Origin of the sequence: Pseudomonas eucalypticola (genome assembly GCF_013374995.1) — a bacterium.
Taxonomy (GTDB): Bacteria; Pseudomonadota; Gammaproteobacteria; order Pseudomonadales; family Pseudomonadaceae; genus Aquipseudomonas; species Aquipseudomonas eucalypticola.
On the sequence record NZ_CP056030.1, the window covers coordinates 1,519,240 to 1,535,131 of the forward strand.

Annotated in this window: 16 protein-coding genes; 10 read left to right on the forward strand and 6 right to left on the reverse strand. The window is 62.9% G+C overall.

The features are described 5' to 3' along the window. Nucleotides 1-64: 64 nt before the first annotated feature. The 5 genes from HWQ56_RS07020 to phhA form a co-directional block, all read right to left on the reverse strand. Nucleotides 65-241, reverse strand: coding sequence for a hypothetical protein (locus tag HWQ56_RS07020; protein ID WP_176570103.1), 177 nt, complete (start codon nucleotides 239-241; stop codon nucleotides 65-67). A 78-nt stretch (nucleotides 242-319) separates the two neighbouring features. Continuing rightward, on the reverse strand, nucleotides 320-448 hold the full coding sequence (locus HWQ56_RS29220) for a hypothetical protein (RefSeq protein WP_267903682.1): 129 nt from the start codon (nucleotides 446-448) through the stop codon (nucleotides 320-322). Between the two features lie 202 nt (nucleotides 449-650). Beyond that, nucleotides 651-1,841, reverse strand: coding sequence for an amino acid aminotransferase (locus HWQ56_RS07025; RefSeq protein WP_176570104.1), 1,191 nt, complete (start codon nucleotides 1,839-1,841; stop codon nucleotides 651-653). Further along, nucleotides 1,841-2,197, reverse strand: a complete 357-nt coding sequence (locus HWQ56_RS07030; RefSeq protein WP_158156444.1) for a 4a-hydroxytetrahydrobiopterin dehydratase — start codon at nucleotides 2,195-2,197, stop codon at nucleotides 1,841-1,843. The genes HWQ56_RS07025 and HWQ56_RS07030 overlap by 1 nt, the downstream gene beginning before the upstream one ends. A gap of 27 nt (nucleotides 2,198-2,224) precedes the next feature. Beyond that, entirely contained in the window at nucleotides 2,225-3,010 is a 786-nt protein-coding gene (gene phhA / locus HWQ56_RS07035) for a phenylalanine 4-monooxygenase (protein WP_176570105.1), read from the reverse strand. 236 nt (nucleotides 3,011-3,246) lie between these two features. Here phhA and HWQ56_RS07040 point away from each other — a divergent pair, with 236 nt between their 5' ends. Continuing rightward, nucleotides 3,247-4,809, forward strand: a complete 1,563-nt coding sequence (locus HWQ56_RS07040) for a sigma-54-dependent transcriptional regulator (RefSeq protein WP_158156448.1) — start codon at nucleotides 3,247-3,249, stop codon at nucleotides 4,807-4,809. 96 nt (nucleotides 4,810-4,905) lie between these two features. Here the strand turns inward: HWQ56_RS07040 and HWQ56_RS07045 are convergent, their stop codons facing one another. Then, on the reverse strand, nucleotides 4,906-5,166 hold the full coding sequence (locus tag HWQ56_RS07045; protein ID WP_158156450.1) for a DUF2790 domain-containing protein: 261 nt from the start codon (nucleotides 5,164-5,166) through the stop codon (nucleotides 4,906-4,908). A 345-nt stretch (nucleotides 5,167-5,511) separates the two neighbouring features. Between HWQ56_RS07045 and acs the strand changes: the two genes are divergently transcribed. From acs to aruF, 9 genes are all read left to right on the forward strand, one after another. After that, nucleotides 5,512-7,467, forward strand: a complete 1,956-nt coding sequence (gene acs / locus HWQ56_RS07050; RefSeq protein WP_176570106.1) for an acetate--CoA ligase — start codon at nucleotides 5,512-5,514, stop codon at nucleotides 7,465-7,467. A gap of 488 nt (nucleotides 7,468-7,955) precedes the next feature. Next, the gene (locus HWQ56_RS07055) at nucleotides 7,956-8,732 is read left to right on the forward strand and encodes an ABC transporter substrate-binding protein (RefSeq protein WP_158156454.1); all 777 of its coding nucleotides are present in this window, start codon (nucleotides 7,956-7,958) and stop codon (nucleotides 8,730-8,732) included. An 89-nt stretch (nucleotides 8,733-8,821) separates the two neighbouring features. Further along, the gene (locus HWQ56_RS07060; RefSeq protein WP_158156456.1) at nucleotides 8,822-9,511 is read left to right on the forward strand and encodes an ABC transporter permease; all 690 of its coding nucleotides are present in this window, start codon (nucleotides 8,822-8,824) and stop codon (nucleotides 9,509-9,511) included. Then, nucleotides 9,508-10,206, forward strand: coding sequence for an ABC transporter permease (locus HWQ56_RS07065; RefSeq protein WP_158156458.1), 699 nt, complete (start codon nucleotides 9,508-9,510; stop codon nucleotides 10,204-10,206). Before HWQ56_RS07060 ends, HWQ56_RS07065 begins: the two co-directional genes overlap by 4 nt. Nucleotides 10,207-10,210: 4 nt before the next feature. Continuing rightward, nucleotides 10,211-11,323 (forward strand): M14 family metallopeptidase, encoded by a 1,113-nt coding sequence (locus tag HWQ56_RS07070; RefSeq protein WP_158156460.1) that lies wholly within the window; start codon nucleotides 10,211-10,213, stop codon nucleotides 11,321-11,323. A gap of 19 nt (nucleotides 11,324-11,342) precedes the next feature. Continuing rightward, nucleotides 11,343-12,107 (forward strand): ABC transporter ATP-binding protein, encoded by a 765-nt coding sequence (locus HWQ56_RS07075; protein ID WP_158156462.1) that lies wholly within the window; start codon nucleotides 11,343-11,345, stop codon nucleotides 12,105-12,107. A 141-nt stretch (nucleotides 12,108-12,248) separates the two neighbouring features. Then, nucleotides 12,249-13,232 (forward strand): transcriptional regulator ArgR, encoded by a 984-nt coding sequence (argR, locus tag HWQ56_RS07080; protein WP_158156464.1) that lies wholly within the window; start codon nucleotides 12,249-12,251, stop codon nucleotides 13,230-13,232. 307 nt (nucleotides 13,233-13,539) lie between these two features. Further along, nucleotides 13,540-14,760, forward strand: a complete 1,221-nt coding sequence (locus HWQ56_RS07085) for an aspartate aminotransferase family protein (RefSeq protein WP_158156466.1) — start codon at nucleotides 13,540-13,542, stop codon at nucleotides 14,758-14,760. A gap of 69 nt (nucleotides 14,761-14,829) precedes the next feature. Next, complete coding sequence (aruF, locus tag HWQ56_RS07090; RefSeq protein ID WP_176570107.1) at nucleotides 14,830-15,858, forward strand: arginine/ornithine succinyltransferase subunit alpha; 1,029 nt, start codon at nucleotides 14,830-14,832, stop codon at nucleotides 15,856-15,858. Nucleotides 15,859-15,892 lie beyond the last annotated feature (34 nt).

The window sequence follows — 15,892 nt, forward strand, 5'->3', positions numbered from 1 at the left end:
GGGCAGCTTAAAGTCTCAAGCTGCAAGCTTCAAGTTGCACGCTTGAAGCGCGGTGGTATGCGGCTCAGGGCTTCGCCAGCAGCCGAGTGGCAACCAGGGCGGCCAGGGCGTTCTCCTGGGTGCCGAAGCGTTGCAGCAGGGCGGACTGTTTTTGCGCAGGGAGGCGGTTCCAGATGTCGATCATCTGTTGCGCGGTGTCGATCACCTGCGCGGCCTGTTCATCGTTGAAGCTGTCTTGCATGGGTTACGTCCTCGAACGCTTGTGGCGGTGAAGTCACGCGGCCGTGCCGCCGTAGGATTCACCGCCAGCTTACAGCGCTTACTCGTCGCGGTCAGCGCCCGAGGCTTCTTCGGCCTCGTTTTCCGGGCCTTGGCTGGCCGATTGCGGGGGTTGAGGCTGCTCGGGTTGGTGCAGGCTCGGGAAGGGCAGGTTAGGGATTTCGTGCATCGTCATCGCTCCTCGAAAAGGCTGGTTGAGGGTGGCGCTGGATAGCGCGTGCTATTGAAAGCCGGCACAGAATACATGACTGGATGTGACAAGCTGAGTGCCAATGCGGCCATTGGTCGCTCCATGACGACATTTTCATCCAGGTTCATGGACATTCAGGGCTGCCCTGGCCCCCCAAGGGGGCAGGAAGCAGCCCGGATTTTCAGCAGACCCTGGCGATGGCCTTGGCCAATTCATCCAGGCGGCTGGCGTCGATGCCGGCGACGTTGGCGCGGCCTGAGCGCACCATGTACACGCTATGCTCGTCGCGCAGGCGATCCACCTGGTCCGGGCTGAGCCCGGTGTAGGAAAACATCCCACGCTGTTCGCCGATGTGGGCAAAGCGCGCGGCCAGCCCATGGGGCTCTAGCGCTTCCACCAGGCCGGCGCGCAACTGGGCGATGCGCGAGCGCATTTGCTCGACCTCATCGGCCCACAGGCTCTTGAGGTCCGGGGTGCCGAGAATGGTGGCCACCACGGCGGCGCCATGGTCCGGCGGCGTGGACCACAGGTTGCGTGCCAGGCCAGCCAGTTGGCTGCGCACGTCCAGCAGCTTCTCATGGTCATCGGTGCAGGCAATCAGTGCGCCGGTGCGTTCGCGATACAAGCCGAAATTCTTCGAGCAGGAACTGGTGATCAGCAATTCCGGCAGCTCGCGCGCGAACAGGCGCACGCCCCAGGCGTCTTCCTCCAGGCCATCGCCAAAGCCTTGGTAGGCAAAGTCGATCAAGGGCAACAAGTCACGGCGCTTGACCAAATCCAGCACGCGTTGCCAGTCCTCGTGGTGCAGGTCGAAACCCGTGGGGTTGTGGCAGCAGGCATGCAGCAGCAGTACATCGCCCCGAGGGATGTTTTCCAGCGCCTGCAGCATGGCCTCCACGTGAAGGCGGTTATCGTCGCCCACGTACGGGTAGTGCCCGACCTTGAGCCCCACCTCGGCGAAGATGCTCTCGTGTATCGGCCAGGTCGGGTCACTCAGCCAGATCCCGCGGCCGGGCAGGCAGTGGCGAATGAACTCGCCGGCCAGGCGCAGCGCGCCCGTGCCGCCCGGCGTCTGGGTAGCGCCAGCACGCTGCTGGTTGAGCAAGGGCGAATCCTTGCCCAGCACCAGTTCGCTGAGCAGTTGACCGAAGCGCGCGTCGCCATGCCCGCTGACATAGGTTTTGCTGGCCTGGTGGTCCAGCAGGTAGCGCTCGGCCTGCTTGACCGCCGCCAGTACCGGGGTCAGGCCGCTGGCGTCCTTGTACACGCCCACCCCCAGGTCGAACTTGGCGGGGTTGGGGTCCTTGGCGTAGGCCTCCATCAGGCTGAGGATCGAATCGCCGGGTATCCGCTGGATCGCGCTGAAGTGCATTATTTGCGCCCCTCGGCCCCCTGGCTGACATCGTCGGTGCGGGCGGCCATGATGAAATCGTTACGGTGCAGGCCCTTGATGGAATGGCTCCACCAGGTCACGGTGACTTTGCCCCATTCGGTCAGCAGGCCCGGGTGGTGGCCTTCGGCCTCGGCAATCTCGCCGACGGCGTTGGTAAAGGCCAGAGCATATTTGAAATTCTTGAACAGGTAGACCTTTTCCAACTGCATGACGCTGTCGCGCACTTCGATGTTCCAGTCCGGGATTTGCTTGAGCAGCACCGGCAGTTCTTCATCGCTGACCTGGGGAGCATCGGCGCGGCAGGCTTCGCAATGGGCCTGATTCAGTGAGTTCATGGTGCGTGTCCTTGTAGTAAAGAGGATTCAGGCCGCCTTGGGCGGAAATTTAGGGGAGTGAAGCCCCAGTTCCATGGCAGTTCGTACCAGGGCCATGATGTCCTGGTGGGCCAGGTCAAACAGGCGCTTGAGATCCGGGAGCACGAAATACAGCGGTTGCAGAATGTCGATACGGTAGGGCGTGCGCATGCATTCCAGCGGGTCGAAGGCCTGATGCTCAGGGCTGTCCGACAAGCTGTAGAGGGTTTCCTTTGGCGAGGACAGAATGCCGCCACCGTAAATACGCCGGCCCTCTGGCGTCTCTACCAGACCGAATTCGATGGTCATCCAGTATAGGCGCGCCAGGTACACGCGTTCCTGTTTGCTGGCCGCCAGGCCGAGTTTGCCGTAGGTGTGGGTGAATTCGGCGAACCAGGGGTTGGTCAGCAGTGGGCAATGGCCGAATATTTCGTGAAAGATGTCGGGCTCTTGCAGGTAGTCCAGTTCCTCTGGCGTGCGAATGAAGGTCGCCACGGGGAAGCGCTTGCTGGCCAGCAGTTCGAAGAAGGTCTGGAAGGGGATCAGCGCTGGCACCCTGGCCACTTGCCAGCCGGTGGTGCGCTCCAGCACCCGGTTGATGTCGGCCAGTTGCGGAATGCGATGGTGGGGCAAGGCCAGTTGCTCGATGCCGTCCATGTACGGCTGGCAGGCGCGGCCTTCGAGCAGCTTGAGCTGGCGGCTGACTAAGGTGTGCCAGACCTCGTGCTCGCTGTCGGGGTAGTCGATGAAGCCCTGGCCATCGGGTTCGCGGGCCACGTAGTGGGTCTGCGTCATACAGCTCTCCAGTGGTTCTTTTATTGTTATGGGTGCCTTTATTGATAGGGGGTGGCGGGGAGATTTGCATCAGGGAAGACAGCGCACGGGAGGGGGGCGGCGTTGGATGGCTGTAAAATAATGCTTACAAATGGCGATTATTCCAGGGTCTACGGCTGGAAAGCGTGTGTGTCTGTCAGATAATCTTTACGATTATTTTGCGATTCCTCCAGATAACCCACAGCCCGAGCCTGCCCATGCGCATCAAAGTCCATTGCCAGAACCGTATCGGTATCCTGCGCGACATCCTCAACCTGCTGGTGGAATACGGTATCAACGTGGCCCGGGGAGAGGTGGGCGGCGAGCATGGCAACGCGATCTACCTGCACTGCCCCAACCTGATCAACCTGCAGTTCCAGGCGCTGCGCCCCAAATTCGAGGCCATTGCCGGGGTTTTTGGCGTCAAGCGTGTGGGGTTGATGCCCAGCGAACGCCGGCACATGGAACTCAATGCGCTGTTGGGGGCACTCGAATTCCCGGTGCTGTCCATCGACATGGCTGGTTCCATCGTCGCCGCCAACCGTGCCGCCGCCCAGTTGCTGGGCGTGCGGGTGGATGAGGTGCCAGGCATGCCGTTGTCCAACTACGCCGAGGACTTCGACCTGCCGCAATTGGTGCGTGATAACAAGTCGCGCATCAACGGCCTGCGGGTGAAAGTGCGCGGCGATATCTTCCTGGCCGACATCGCACCGCTGCAATCCGAGCACGATGACAGCGAGGCGCTGGCGGGCGCCGTGTTGACGCTGCACCGCGCCGACCGTATCGGTGAACGCATCTACCATGTGCGCAAGCAGGAGCTGCGGGGCTTCGACAGCATCTTCCAGAGCTCCCGAGTGATGGCGGCGGTAGTGCGCGAGGCGCGGCGCATGGCGCCACTGGATGCCCCGTTGCTGATCGAGGGCGAGACGGGCACCGGCAAGGAGCTGCTGGCCCGCGCCTGTCACCTGGCCAGCCCGCGCGGGCAGGCGCCGTTGATGGCGCTCAATTGCGCCGGGCTGCCGGAGTCCATGGCCGAGACCGAGCTGTTCGGCTATGGCCCGGGGGCCTTCGAAGGCGCCCGGGCCGAAGGCAAGCTGGGGCTGCTGGAATTGACTGCGGGCGGCACGCTGTTCCTCGATGGAGTAGGCGAAATGAGCCCGCGCCTGCAGGCCAAACTGTTGCGCTTCCTGCAAGACGGTTGTTTCCGCCGGGTAGGCAGCGACGAAGAGGTGTACCTGGATGTTCGGGTCATCTGCGCCACCCAGGTGGATCTCTCGGAATTGTGCGCGCGGGGCGAGTTTCGTCAGGACCTGTATCACCGTCTGAATGTGCTGTCCCTGCACATTCCGCCGTTGCGCGAGTGCATGGATGGCCTCGGCCCGCTGGTGGACCACTTCCTGGACCAGGCCAGCCGGCAGATTGGCTGCCCGCTGCCGCGCCTGGCACCCGCGGCCATGGACAAGCTGGCGCGCTATCGCTGGCCGGGCAATGTGCGGCAGCTGGAAAACGTATTGTTTCAGGCGGTGTCGTTATGCGAGGGCGGGGTGGTCAAGCCGGAACATATACGCCTGCCGGATTATGGCGTGCGCGAACCTTTTGGCGAGTTTTCGCTGGAGGGAAGTTTGCAGGCTATTGTCGGGCGGTTTGAAAAGGCGGTATTGGAACGGTTATACCGCGAACATCCCAGCAGTCGCTTATTGGCAAAACGCCTGGGTGTATCGCACACCACGGTCGCCAACAAGTTGCGGGAACATGAAGTAGGCAAGGCGCCTGAGGCATAATTAGGCGTTTAATTCGCCGGGTATTGCTTGAAGGGAATGTGCGAATTGACGGCGAGCCTCTTGTACAGTTCCAAGAGGCGCCGCAAGCATTCTCGGTCAGCCGTTGGAGCAGCCGTTACCCATCACGCGGTATTCGAGAATGTGTTTCTGGCCAGTGGAGTCCAGGTAGGTCATGCGGGCTGGAACCACTTCACAGACATTCGGGATTTCGCTGGTGTCGAGCACCTTGGCAATATCCAGGTGTTGCGAGTAAGTATAGTGTTCCACGGGAACTTGAGTATCGGCAGTGCTTGAAACTTCATCGGCCATGGCCGCCAGCGAGAAAGTACTCAGGGCCAAGACAATCAAAGCTTTCATTTTAAAGTTTACCTTTTGCGGTCGTCAGGGGGCACGCAATCCTTGTGGGGCTGCGTGTGTTGCTCGGGAAAGTAAGTGTCGGATTAACGTGCCTTCGTGGGGGCTGTTGCCAGTGTTAATCGCAGTGCCGGTTGGCGAGGTGAATTCTAGGGCGATAGGCTCAGGGTAAACAGCCAGACTTTTGATAAACAGTTTTATCCAATCCTGTAACAATGGCCGACCTTCGACGGAGGCGACGGCAGCTAATGGCTGCTGCGCGTGCGACCAACGTCGTATGGCCTCTGTCAGCAGATAGCCTTACAAACGGGTCATACAAAAACAACTACAGCTCCCGAGGTAAGAAAGATGAGTGCGGCGTCCCTGTATCCCGTTCGTCCCGAGGTGGCAGCCACCACGCTGACCGATGAAGCGACCTACAAGGCCATGTACCAGCAGTCGGTCGTCAACCCGGACGGCTTCTGGCGCGAGCAGGCCCAGCGCCTGGACTGGATCAAGCCCTTCACCAAGGTCAAGCAGACCTCTTTCGATGACCACCACGTGGACATCAAGTGGTTCGCCGACGGCACTCTGAACGTCTCCTACAACTGCCTGGACCGGCACCTGGCCGAACGCGGCGACCAGATCGCGATCATCTGGGAAGGCGACGACCCCTCCGAGCATCGCAACATCACCTACCGCGAACTGCATGAAGAAGTCTGCAAGTTCGCCAACGCCTTGCGCGGCCAGGATGTGCACCGCGGTGACGTGGTCACCATCTACATGCCGATGATTCCCGAAGCCGTGGTCGCCATGTTGGCCTGTACCCGCATCGGAGCCATCCACTCGGTGGTGTTCGGCGGCTTTTCACCGGAAGCATTGGCGGGCCGTATCATCGACTGCAGCTCCAAGGTAGTGATCACCGCCGACGAAGGCCTGCGCGGCGGCAAGAAGACCGCGCTCAAGGCCAACGTCGACCGCGCCCTGACCAACCCTGAAACCAGCAGCGTGCAGAAGGTCATCGTGTGCAAGCGCACCGGCGGCGAGATCGAGTGGAACCGCCACCGCGATATCTGGTACCACACGCTGCTGGACGTGGCGTCCAGCACCTGCGCGCCGAAGGAGATGGGCGCCGAGGAAGCGCTGTTCATCCTCTATACCTCCGGTTCCACCGGCAAGCCCAAGGGCGTGCTGCACACCACGGGCGGTTACCTGGTGTACGCGGCCCTGACCCATGAGCGCGTGTTCGACTACCGCCCGGGCGAAGTCTACTGGTGCACCGCCGACGTGGGCTGGGTCACCGGCCACAGCTACATCGTCTACGGCCCGCTGGCCAACGGCGCCACCACGCTGCTGTTCGAAGGCGTGCCGAACTACCCGGACATTACCCGCGTGTCGAAAATCATTGACAAGCACAAGGTCAATATCCTCTACACCGCGCCTACCGCCATCCGCGCGATGATGGCCGAGGGCACTGCTGCGGTGGAAGGGGCCGACGGCTCCAGCCTGCGCCTGCTGGGTTCGGTGGGCGAGCCGATCAACCCCGAGGCCTGGGGCTGGTATTACGACACCGTGGGCAAGCAACGCTGCCCCATCGTCGACACCTGGTGGCAGACCGAAACCGGCGGCGTGCTGATCAGCCCGCTGCCCGGCGCCACCGCGCTCAAGCCGGGCTCGGCCAGTAAGCCGTTCTTTGGCGTGGTGCCGGGCCTGGTGGACAACCTGGGCAACCTGATCGACGGCGCCGCCGAGGGTAACCTGGTGATTCTCGACTCCTGGCCAGGACAGTCGCGCAGCTTGTACGGCGACCACGACCGGTTCGTCGATACCTATTTCAAGACTTTCCGAGGCATGTACTTCACCGGTGACGGTGCCCGCCGCGACGAGGATGGCTACTACTGGATCACTGGCCGCGTGGACGACGTACTCAACGTGTCCGGGCACCGCATGGGCACCGCCGAGATCGAAAGCGCCATGGTCGCCCATCCCAAGGTCGCCGAGGCGGCGGTGGTGGGCGTGCCGCACGATATCAAGGGGCAGGGCATCTACGTGTATGTCACGCTCAACGGTGGGGTGGAAGCCAGCGAAACCCTGCGCCAGGAGCTGAAAAACTGGGTGCGCAAGGAAATCGGCCCGATCGCTTCGCCGGATGTCATCCAGTGGGCGCCAGGGCTGCCCAAGACCCGGTCGGGCAAGATCATGCGGCGCATCCTGCGCAAAATCGCCACCGGTGAGTATGACGCCCTGGGTGATATCTCCACCCTGGCTGACCCGGGGGTGGTGCAGCACTTGATCGATACCCACAAGGGCATGAAGGCGGCGTGAGGCTGCCCGCGTAGACAAGGCCCCGCTTCGGCGGGGTTTTGTTTTCGTGGGGCGGGCAGGCACCATCCCGGGGATATATCGATGTTACCGTCTGTCACCTGCGGCCGCGCCAAAAGGAGGCGAAACGCCACAAACCGGTGCGAAAAAGCCTCATGAAAAAACAAACACCCACGCCAGGGTTGCCGGATTACAAGGCTTTGCGAATAATAGGCGCGCAATTTGCTTGATAGATCGGTTCCCTGTCATTTGCCTTTGCATAAACGCTGAAGGCTGTCAATAATCTCGGGTCGTGTTCTCTGTGCATCTGTAACTAGTTGTCGCATTGAAGAAATATCGGCTTCGGGGCTGTCGCTAAAATGCCGGTCACTCGCCCGCCGCTCGACGAGCCATGCTCCCGTGCCGTGCGCCGCTATCTAGGTTGTACCCATTCGCATATTGGGCTCCTGCTCACTCTGCCATTTATTGCCCTTTACCGATGGAGTCCTGAGATGAAGAAACTCGTACTTCTTGGCGCCCTGGCGCTGTCCGTGCTGTCGCTGTCGTCGTTCGCCGACGAGAAGCCTTTCAAGATCGGTATCGAAGCGGCCTACCCGCCATTCGCTTCCAAGGCCGCCGATGGCAGCATCGTCGGTTTCGACTACGACATCGGCAACGCCCTGTGCGAAGAGATGAAGGTCAAGTGCCAGTGGGTCGAGCAGGAATTCGACGGCCTGATCCCGGCGCTGAAGGTGCGCAAGATCGACGCCATCCTGTCGTCCATGTCCATCACCGAAGACCGCAAGAAGTCGGTTGACTTCACCAACCGCTACTACCTGACCCCGGCTCGCCTGGTCATGAAGGACGGCACCGCCGTCAGCGACAGCCTGGATGAGCTCAAAGGCAAGAAGATCGGCGTGCAGCGCGGGTCCATCCATGAGCGTTTCGCCCGCGAAGTGCTGGCGCCCAAGGGCGTGGAAGTGGTGCCTTACGGTTCCCAGAACGAGATCTACCTGGACGTGACCGCTGGCCGCCTGGACGGTACCCTGGCTGACGCCACCCTGCTGCAGGACGGCTTCCTGAACACCGACGCCGGCAAGGGCTACGCCTTCGCCGGCCCATCGTTCACCGACGTCAAGTACTTCGGTGACGGCGTCGGCATCGCCGTGCGCAAGGGTGACAAGGCCGACCTGGACAAGCTCAACGCTGCCATCGCCGCCATCCGCGCCAACGGCAAGTACAAGCAGATCCAGGACAAGTACTTCAACTTCGACATCTACGGCCAGTAACCGGCTGTAAGCGTCACCCGACAGATGGTGCAAGCCGCAGGCGCTGAGGCTTGCACCATTTTTTCATTTCCACGGTCGAGGAAATTTACATGTTAGAAGGCTACGGGGCGGTCATCCTCGATGGCACCTGGCTGACCTTGCAGTTGGCCCTGTCGTCGATGGCGCTGGCCATTGCCCTGGGATTGATCGTCGTCGCACTCAGGCTGTCGCCGGTGCGGTGGCTGGCCTGGCTGGGGGCGACCTATTCGACGGTCATCCGCGGCATTCCCGACCTGGTGCTGATCCTGCTGATCTTCTTCGGCGGCCAGGACCTGCTCAACCGTGTCGCGCCCTTGCTGGGCTTCGATGACTACATCGACCTCAACCCCCTGGCGGCCGGTATCGGCACCCTGGGCTTCATTTTCGGGGCGTACCTGTCGGAAACCTTCCGCGGTGCGTTCATGGCCATCCCCAAGGGGCAGGCCGAGGCTGGACTCGCCTATGGCATGAACAGCCGCCAGGTATTCTTCCGCGTGCTGGTGCCGCAGATGATCCGCCTGGCCATTCCCGGCTTCACCAACAACTGGCTGGTACTGGTCAAGGCCACTGCCCTGGTGTCGGTGGTGGGTCTGCAGGACATGATGTTCAAGGCCAAGGCCGCGGCGGACGCCACGCGCCAGCCGTTCACCTTCTTCCTGGCCGTGGCGGCGCTGTACCTGATCATCACCAGCGTGTCGCTGCTGGCCTTGCGGTTCCTGGAAAAACGTTACTCGGCTGGCGTAAGGGTGGCTGAACTATGATCTTTGACTACAACGTGGTCTGGGACAACCTGCCGCTGTATTTCAGCGGCGTGCTGGAAACCGTCAAGCTGTTGCTGCTGTCGCTGTTCTTCGGCCTGCTGGCGGCCTTGCCGCTGGGCTTGATGCGGGTGTCCAAGCGCCCGCTGGTGAACCTGCCGGCCTGGTTGTACACCTATGTGATCCGCGGCACGCCGATGCTGGTGCAGCTGTTCCTGATCTATTACGGCCTGGCCCAGTTCGCCGTGGTGCGCGAGAGCTTCCTGTGGCCCTGGCTGTCCAGCGCCACCTTCTGTGCCTGCCTGGCCTTTGCCATCAACACCAGCGCTTATACCGCCGAAATCGTCGCCGGCAGCCTGAAGGCCACGCCCCACGGCGAGATCGAGGCGGCGCGCGCCATGGGCATGTCGCGCGTCAAGATGTACCGTCGCATCCTGCTGCCGTCCGCCCTGCGCCGCGCGCTGCCGCAGTACAGCAACGAGGTGATCATGATGCTGCAGACCACCAGCCTGGCCTCCATCGTTACCCTGATCGACATCACCGGTGCCGCGCGCACGGTGAACGCACAGTACTACCTGCCGTTCGAAGCCTATATCACCGCAGGGGTTTTCTACCTGTGCCTGACCTTTATCCTGGTTCGCCTGTTCAAGCTGGCCGAGCGCCGCTGGCTGGGCTACCTGGCACCACGCAAGGGCTGAAGACATGCAACGCATCGATCATCCATTGCCCTGGAGTACCTTGGGCAGCGAACGCCACCTGAGCGTGTTTCGCTTTGGCAGTGGCGAGCGCAAGGCCTATATCCAGGCCAGCCTGCACGCCGACGAATTGCCGGGCATGCGCACCGCCTGGGAGCTGAAAAAACGCTTGCTGGCGCTGGAAGCGGCCGGTGCCCTCAAGGGTGTCATCGAGCTGGTGCCGGTGGCCAACCCCATCGGCCTGGGCCAGTTGCTGCAGGGCGCCCATCAGGGCCGGTTCGAGTTCGGCAGCGGCAAGAACTTCAACCGTGACTTTCATGAGCTCAGCGAGCCGGTGGCCGAGGCGCTGGCCGGCCAGCTGGGGGATGACCCCCACGCCAATATCCGCCTGGTTCGCCAGGCCATGGGCGATGTCCTGGCGGCGCTGCCGCCTGCCTCGAGCCAACTGCAGGGCCTGCAACGCCTGCTGCTGAGCCATGCCTGCGACGCCGACGTGGTGCTAGACCTGCATTGCGACGCCGACGCGGCGCTGCACATGTACGCCTTGCCCCAGCACTGGCCGCAGTGGCGCTCCCTGGCCGCGCACCTGAACGTACGGGTAGGCCTGCTGGCCGAAGACTCGGGTGGCAGCTCGTTCGACGAGGCGTGTTCGTTGCCCTGGCTGCGCCTGTCGCGCCAGTTCCCCGACGCACAGATCCCGCTGGCTTGCCTGGCCACCACGGTAGAGCTGGGCGGCCAGGCCGACACCGGCCGCGATGACGCCGAGCGCCATGCAGAGGGGATCCTGGCGTTCCTCGCCGAGCAAGGCCTGATCAGCGGCGACTGGCCGGCAGCGGCCAGCGAGCCGTGCGAAGGCATGCCCTTCGAAGGTACCGAGCTGCTGTTCGCACCACACCCCGGCGTGGTCAGTTTTCTACGCGCCCCCGGTGACTGGGTGGAAGCGGGCGAGCCGCTGTTCGAAGTGATCGACCCGCTGGGCGATCAACATACTGTCGTGTGTGCCGGTACTGCCGGCGTGCTGTTCGCCATCGAACGACTGCGTTATGCCCAGCCGGGTTTCTGGCTGGCCAAGGTCGCCGGGCGCCAACCCCTTCGTCGCGGGCGCCTGCTCAACGACTGACTGTTTTGCGAGAACCACTATGTACAAACTTGAAGTCCAGGACCTGCACAAACGCTACGGCAACCATGAAGTGCTCAAGGGCGTTTCGCTGGCCGCCAAGGCTGGCGACGTGATCAGCATCATCGGCTCCAGCGGCTCGGGCAAGAGCACGTTCCTGCGCTGCATCAACCTGCTGGAGCAGCCCCACGCCGGCAAGATCCTGCTCAACAACGAAGAGCTGCAACTGGTGGCCAGCAAGGATGGCGCGCTCAAGGCGGCCGACCCCAAGCAGTTGCAGCGCATGCGCTCGCGCCTGTCGATGGTGTTCCAGCACTTCAACCTGTGGGCGCACATGAGCGCTCTGGAAAACATCATCGAAGCACCCGTGCATGTACTGGGGGTCGCGAAGAAAGAGGCACTGGAGAAAGCCGAGTACTACCTGAACAAGGTAGGGGTGGCGCACCGCAAGGATGCCTACCCAGGGCATATGTCCGGCGGCGAACAGCAGCGCGTGGCCATCGCCCGTGCCCTGGCCATGGAGCCCGAGGTCATGCTGTTCGACGAACCGACGTCGGCGCTGGACCCTGAGCTGGTGGGCGACGTGCTCAAGGTCATGCAGGACCTGGCCCAGGAAGGCCGCACCATGGTGGTGGTCACCCACGAGATGGGCTTTGCCCGCGAGGTGTCCAACCAGTTGGTGTTCCTGCACAAGGGGTTGGTGGAAGAGTCGGGCAACCCGCGCGACGTGCTGGCCAATCCCAAGTCCGAGCGGTTGCAGCAATTCCTCTCCGGAAGCCTGAAATAGTCGTCATTTGAAACAGAAGATGACTGCCACTTTGCTGTAGAAAGGGGCATGCTGCGCGTCTTGCCAGCCTGTCCCTTCCACTCGCCTGCGAGCCCATTGGCCGCCGGGCATTGAACCTGACCTGGTTTCGGACCGCACCCCATGACAGCCCAACGTATCGGTTTTCTCATCTGGCCCAGCACCAAAGCCCTGACCCTGGCGCTGGCTGAAGAGGCGCTGGATGTCGCCCAGAAGGTGCACCCCGAGGTGAGCTACGAGCGGGTGTTCCTGCATGCCGAACCAGCGGGCGAGGCGGGTGGCTGGCAATTGCCCGGCGGCCCCTGGGCTGGGCGCCTGGAAGGCTGTCAGAAACTGTTCCTGCTGGCCGACGAGCCCCCTGCCGCCCTGGCTCCCGCGCTGGCGACGGCGCTCAAGCAGGTGGTGCGTGCCGGGTGTGTCATCGGCGGGCTGTCGGCCGGGGTTTACCCCATGGCTCAGGTCGGCCTGCTGGACGGTTACCGCGCCGCGGTGCACTGGCGCTGGCAGGACGACTTCGCCGAGCGCTTCCCCAAGGTCATCGCCACCAGCCACCTGTTCGACTGGGACCGCGACCGCATGACGGCCTGCGGCGGCTTGTCGGTACTGGACCTGCTGTTGGCCGTGCTGGCCCGCGACCACGGGGCCGAGCTGGCCGGTGCGGTCTCCGAGGAGCTGGTGGTGGAGCGCATTCGCGAAGGCGGCGAGCGTCAGCGCATTCCACTGCAGAACCGCCTGGGGTCCAGCCATCCGAAGCTGACCCAGGCGGTGCTGTTGATGGAAGCCAACATCGAGGAGCCGCTGACCACCGACGAAATTGCCCAGCACGTGTGCGTGTCGCGTCGGCAGTTGGAGCGGATTTTCAAGCAGTACCTCAACCGCGTGCCGAGCCAGTACTACCTGGAATTGCGCTTGAACAAGGCGCGGCAGATGTTGATGCAGACCAGCAAGTCGATCATTCAGATAGGGCTGTCGTGCGGGTTCTCCTCGGGGCCGCATTTTTCCAGTGCCTACCGGAATTTCTTCGGGGCTACGCCGCGCGAGGACCGCAACCAGCGGCGTAGCAGCAGTCCGTTCGAGTTGTCTTCGGTGCCGGCGGAGCGCGGGTAGGGCGTTTTCCTGCCTGAGACGGGTGTCGAGGCTGCGACTCACCGCGTAGCCCTGATACCGGCCCGGCCATGCGCTGGGCAGCCTTGCTCCATTCCCCACCTGTGCCCCGCAGTCACCCCACCCGCCAAACCTCCAGACACACCGCATCCTTGATGCAATAATATGTCGCATTACCGAAAACCCCCCGTTTTCACGGTTTGGCGCTGTAATAAGTTGTCGCTTGGCGACAAGGACAGGCGCCGGTTCGTCCTTACAATCCCCCCATCGCCGGCCATACCAGGCTGGCGTTCCTCATCAGGAGACTCCGATGTCCGTTGAGCATGCCCAGGTGCAACGCGCCGATTTCGACCAGGTAATGGTCCCCAACTACGCCCCGGCGGCCTTCATTCCGGTGCGCGGCGCAGGTTCCCGGGTGTGGGACCAGGCCGGCCGCGAGCTGGTGGACTTCTCCGGTGGCATCGCCGTGAACGTACTGGGCCACGCGCACCCGGCGCTGGTAGCCGCGCTGACCGAGCAGGCCAACAAGGTCTGGCACGTGTCCAACGTCTTCACCAACGAGCCGGCCCTGCGCCTGGCCCACAAGCTGGTCGACGCCACGTTTGCCGACCGGGTGTTCTTCTGCAACTCCGGCGCCGAAGCCAACGAGGCCGCTTTCAAGCTGGCCCGCCGCGTGGCCCATGACAACTTCGGCCCGGAAAAATACGAGATCATCGCGGCCACCAACAGCTTCCACGGCCGTACCCTGTTCACCGTCAGCGTCGGTGGCCAGCCCAAGTACTCCGACGGTTTCGGCCCGAAGATCACCGGTATCACCCACGTTCCGTACAACGACCTGGCCGCCCTGAAAGCTGCCATCTCCGACAAGACCTGCGCCGTGGTGCTGGAGCCGGTGCAAGGTGAAGGCGGCGTGCTGCCGGCCGACCTGGCCTACCTGCAAGGCGCCCGCGAGCTGTGTGACCAGCACAATGCGCTGCTGGTGTTCGACGAAGTGCAGAGCGGCATGGGCCGCAGCGGCGAGCTGTTCGCCTACATGCACTACGGCGTGACCCCGGACATCCTCTCCAGCGCCAAGAGCCTGGGCGGCGGGTTCCCTATCGGCGCCATGCTGACCACCACCGAACTGGCCAAGCACTTCGCCGTTGGCGTGCACGGCACCACCTACGGTGGCAACCCGTTGGCGTGCGCCGTGGGCGAGGCGGTGATGGACGTCATCAACACCCCTGAAGTGCTGGCCGGCGTGAAAGCCAAGCACGAGCGCTTCAAGGCTCGGCTGCAACAGATCGGTGAGCAGTACGGTGTGTTCAGCGAAATCCGCGGCCTGGGCCTGCTGATCGGCTGCGCACTCAGCGATGCCTGGAAAGGCAAGGCCAAGGACTTCTTCAACGCTGCCGAACAGCATGACCTGATGATCCTGCAGGCAGGCCCCGACGTGGTGCGCTTCGCCCCGAGCCTGGTGATCGAAGACGCCGACATCGACGAAGGCCTGGACCGCTTCGAACGTGCCGTCAAGCAACTGACCCAGGCCTGATCCCCGGGTCGTGAAGGCGGGCGCTACGGCGCTCGCCGTTTTTTTCAAGCAATTCCAAGGAGTGACACCATGCTGGTAATGCGCCCTGCGCAAATGGCTGACCTGGCCGAGGTACAACGCCTGGCCGCGGACAGCCCGATTGGTGTCACGTCGTTGCCGGATGACGCCGACCGCCTGCGCGACAAGATCGCCAAGTCGGAAGCGTCCTTCGCCGCCGAAGTCAGCTTCAACGGTGAAGAAAGCTATTTCTTCGTCCTGGAAGACGCCCATAGCCAGCGTCTGGTGGGTTGTTCCGCCATCGTTGCGTCGGCAGGCTATTCCGAACCTTTCTACAGTTTCCGTAATGAGACCTTCGTGCACGCCTCCCGCGAGCTGAAGATCCATAACAAGATTCACGTGCTTTCCCAGTGCCATGACCTGACCGGCAACAGCCTGCTCACCAGTTTCTACGTGGTGCCTGAGCTGGTGGGCAGCGCCTGGTCGGAGCTCAACTCCCGGGCGCGCCTGCTGTTCATGGCCAACCACCCCGAGCGTTTCGCCGACTCGGTGGTGACCGAGATCGTGGGCTACAGCGACGAGAATGGCGATTCGCCCTTCTGGGACGCCATCGGCCGCAACTTCTTCGACCTCAACTACGCCGAGGCCGAGCGCCTGTGCGGCATCAAGAGCCGCACCTTCCTGGCCGAGCTGATGCCGCACTACCCGATCTATGTGCCCCTGCTGCCCGACGCCGCCCAGGAAGCCATGGGGCAGGTGCACCCGCGGGCGCAGATCACCTTCGACATCCTCATGCGCGAAGGTTTCGAGACCGACCACTACATCGATATCTTCGACGGCGGCCCGACGCTGCATGCGCGGGTCTCGGGCATCCGCTCCATTGCCCAGAGCCGCGTGGTGCCCGTCAAGCTCGACAGTGGCAACTGCGACGTGGTCAAGGGCGCGCGCCCCTATCTGGTGGCCAACGCCCAGCTCCAGGACTACCGGGCCGTGTTGCTGGAACTGGACTGGGTGCCCGGCAAGCCGGTGACGCTCAGCCTGGAAGCGGCCGAGGCCCTGGGTGTTGGTGAAGGCGCCAGCGTGCGCCTGGTAGCGGTTTGATACCTGTCATTCACAGGTCGAGTTCTGCGGGCCG

What these genes read in the sequence shown, in the direction of transcription:
- HWQ56_RS07025 (WP_176570104.1), bottom strand. Translation starts at nt 1,841, where the DNA reads ATGCACTTCAGCGCGATCCAGCGGATACCCGGCGATTCGATCCTCAGC.
- HWQ56_RS07045 (WP_158156450.1), bottom strand. Translation starts at nt 5,166, where the DNA reads ATGAAAGCTTTGATTGTCTTGGCCCTGAGTACTTTCTCGCTGGCGGCC.
- HWQ56_RS07055 (WP_158156454.1), top strand. Translation starts at nt 7,956, where the DNA reads ATGAAGAAACTCGTACTTCTTGGCGCCCTGGCGCTGTCCGTGCTGTCG.
- argR (WP_158156464.1), top strand. Translation starts at nt 12,249, where the DNA reads ATGACAGCCCAACGTATCGGTTTTCTCATCTGGCCCAGCACCAAAGCC.
- HWQ56_RS07060 (WP_158156456.1), top strand. Translation starts at nt 8,822, where the DNA reads ATGTTAGAAGGCTACGGGGCGGTCATCCTCGATGGCACCTGGCTGACC.
- HWQ56_RS07070 (WP_158156460.1), top strand. Translation starts at nt 10,211, where the DNA reads ATGCAACGCATCGATCATCCATTGCCCTGGAGTACCTTGGGCAGCGAA.
- aruF (WP_176570107.1), top strand. Translation starts at nt 14,830, where the DNA reads ATGCTGGTAATGCGCCCTGCGCAAATGGCTGACCTGGCCGAGGTACAA.
- HWQ56_RS07030 (WP_158156444.1), bottom strand. Translation starts at nt 2,197, where the DNA reads ATGAACTCACTGAATCAGGCCCATTGCGAAGCCTGCCGCGCCGATGCT.
- HWQ56_RS29220 (WP_267903682.1), bottom strand. Translation starts at nt 448, where the DNA reads ATGCACGAAATCCCTAACCTGCCCTTCCCGAGCCTGCACCAACCCGAG.
- phhA (WP_176570105.1), bottom strand. Translation starts at nt 3,010, where the DNA reads ATGACGCAGACCCACTACGTGGCCCGCGAACCCGATGGCCAGGGCTTC.
- acs (WP_176570106.1), top strand. Translation starts at nt 5,512, where the DNA reads ATGAGTGCGGCGTCCCTGTATCCCGTTCGTCCCGAGGTGGCAGCCACC.
- HWQ56_RS07075 (WP_158156462.1), top strand. Translation starts at nt 11,343, where the DNA reads ATGTACAAACTTGAAGTCCAGGACCTGCACAAACGCTACGGCAACCAT.
- HWQ56_RS07065 (WP_158156458.1), top strand. Translation starts at nt 9,508, where the DNA reads ATGATCTTTGACTACAACGTGGTCTGGGACAACCTGCCGCTGTATTTC.
- HWQ56_RS07020 (WP_176570103.1), bottom strand. Translation starts at nt 241, where the DNA reads ATGCAAGACAGCTTCAACGATGAACAGGCCGCGCAGGTGATCGACACC.
- HWQ56_RS07040 (WP_158156448.1), top strand. Translation starts at nt 3,247, where the DNA reads ATGCGCATCAAAGTCCATTGCCAGAACCGTATCGGTATCCTGCGCGAC.
- HWQ56_RS07085 (WP_158156466.1), top strand. Translation starts at nt 13,540, where the DNA reads ATGTCCGTTGAGCATGCCCAGGTGCAACGCGCCGATTTCGACCAGGTA.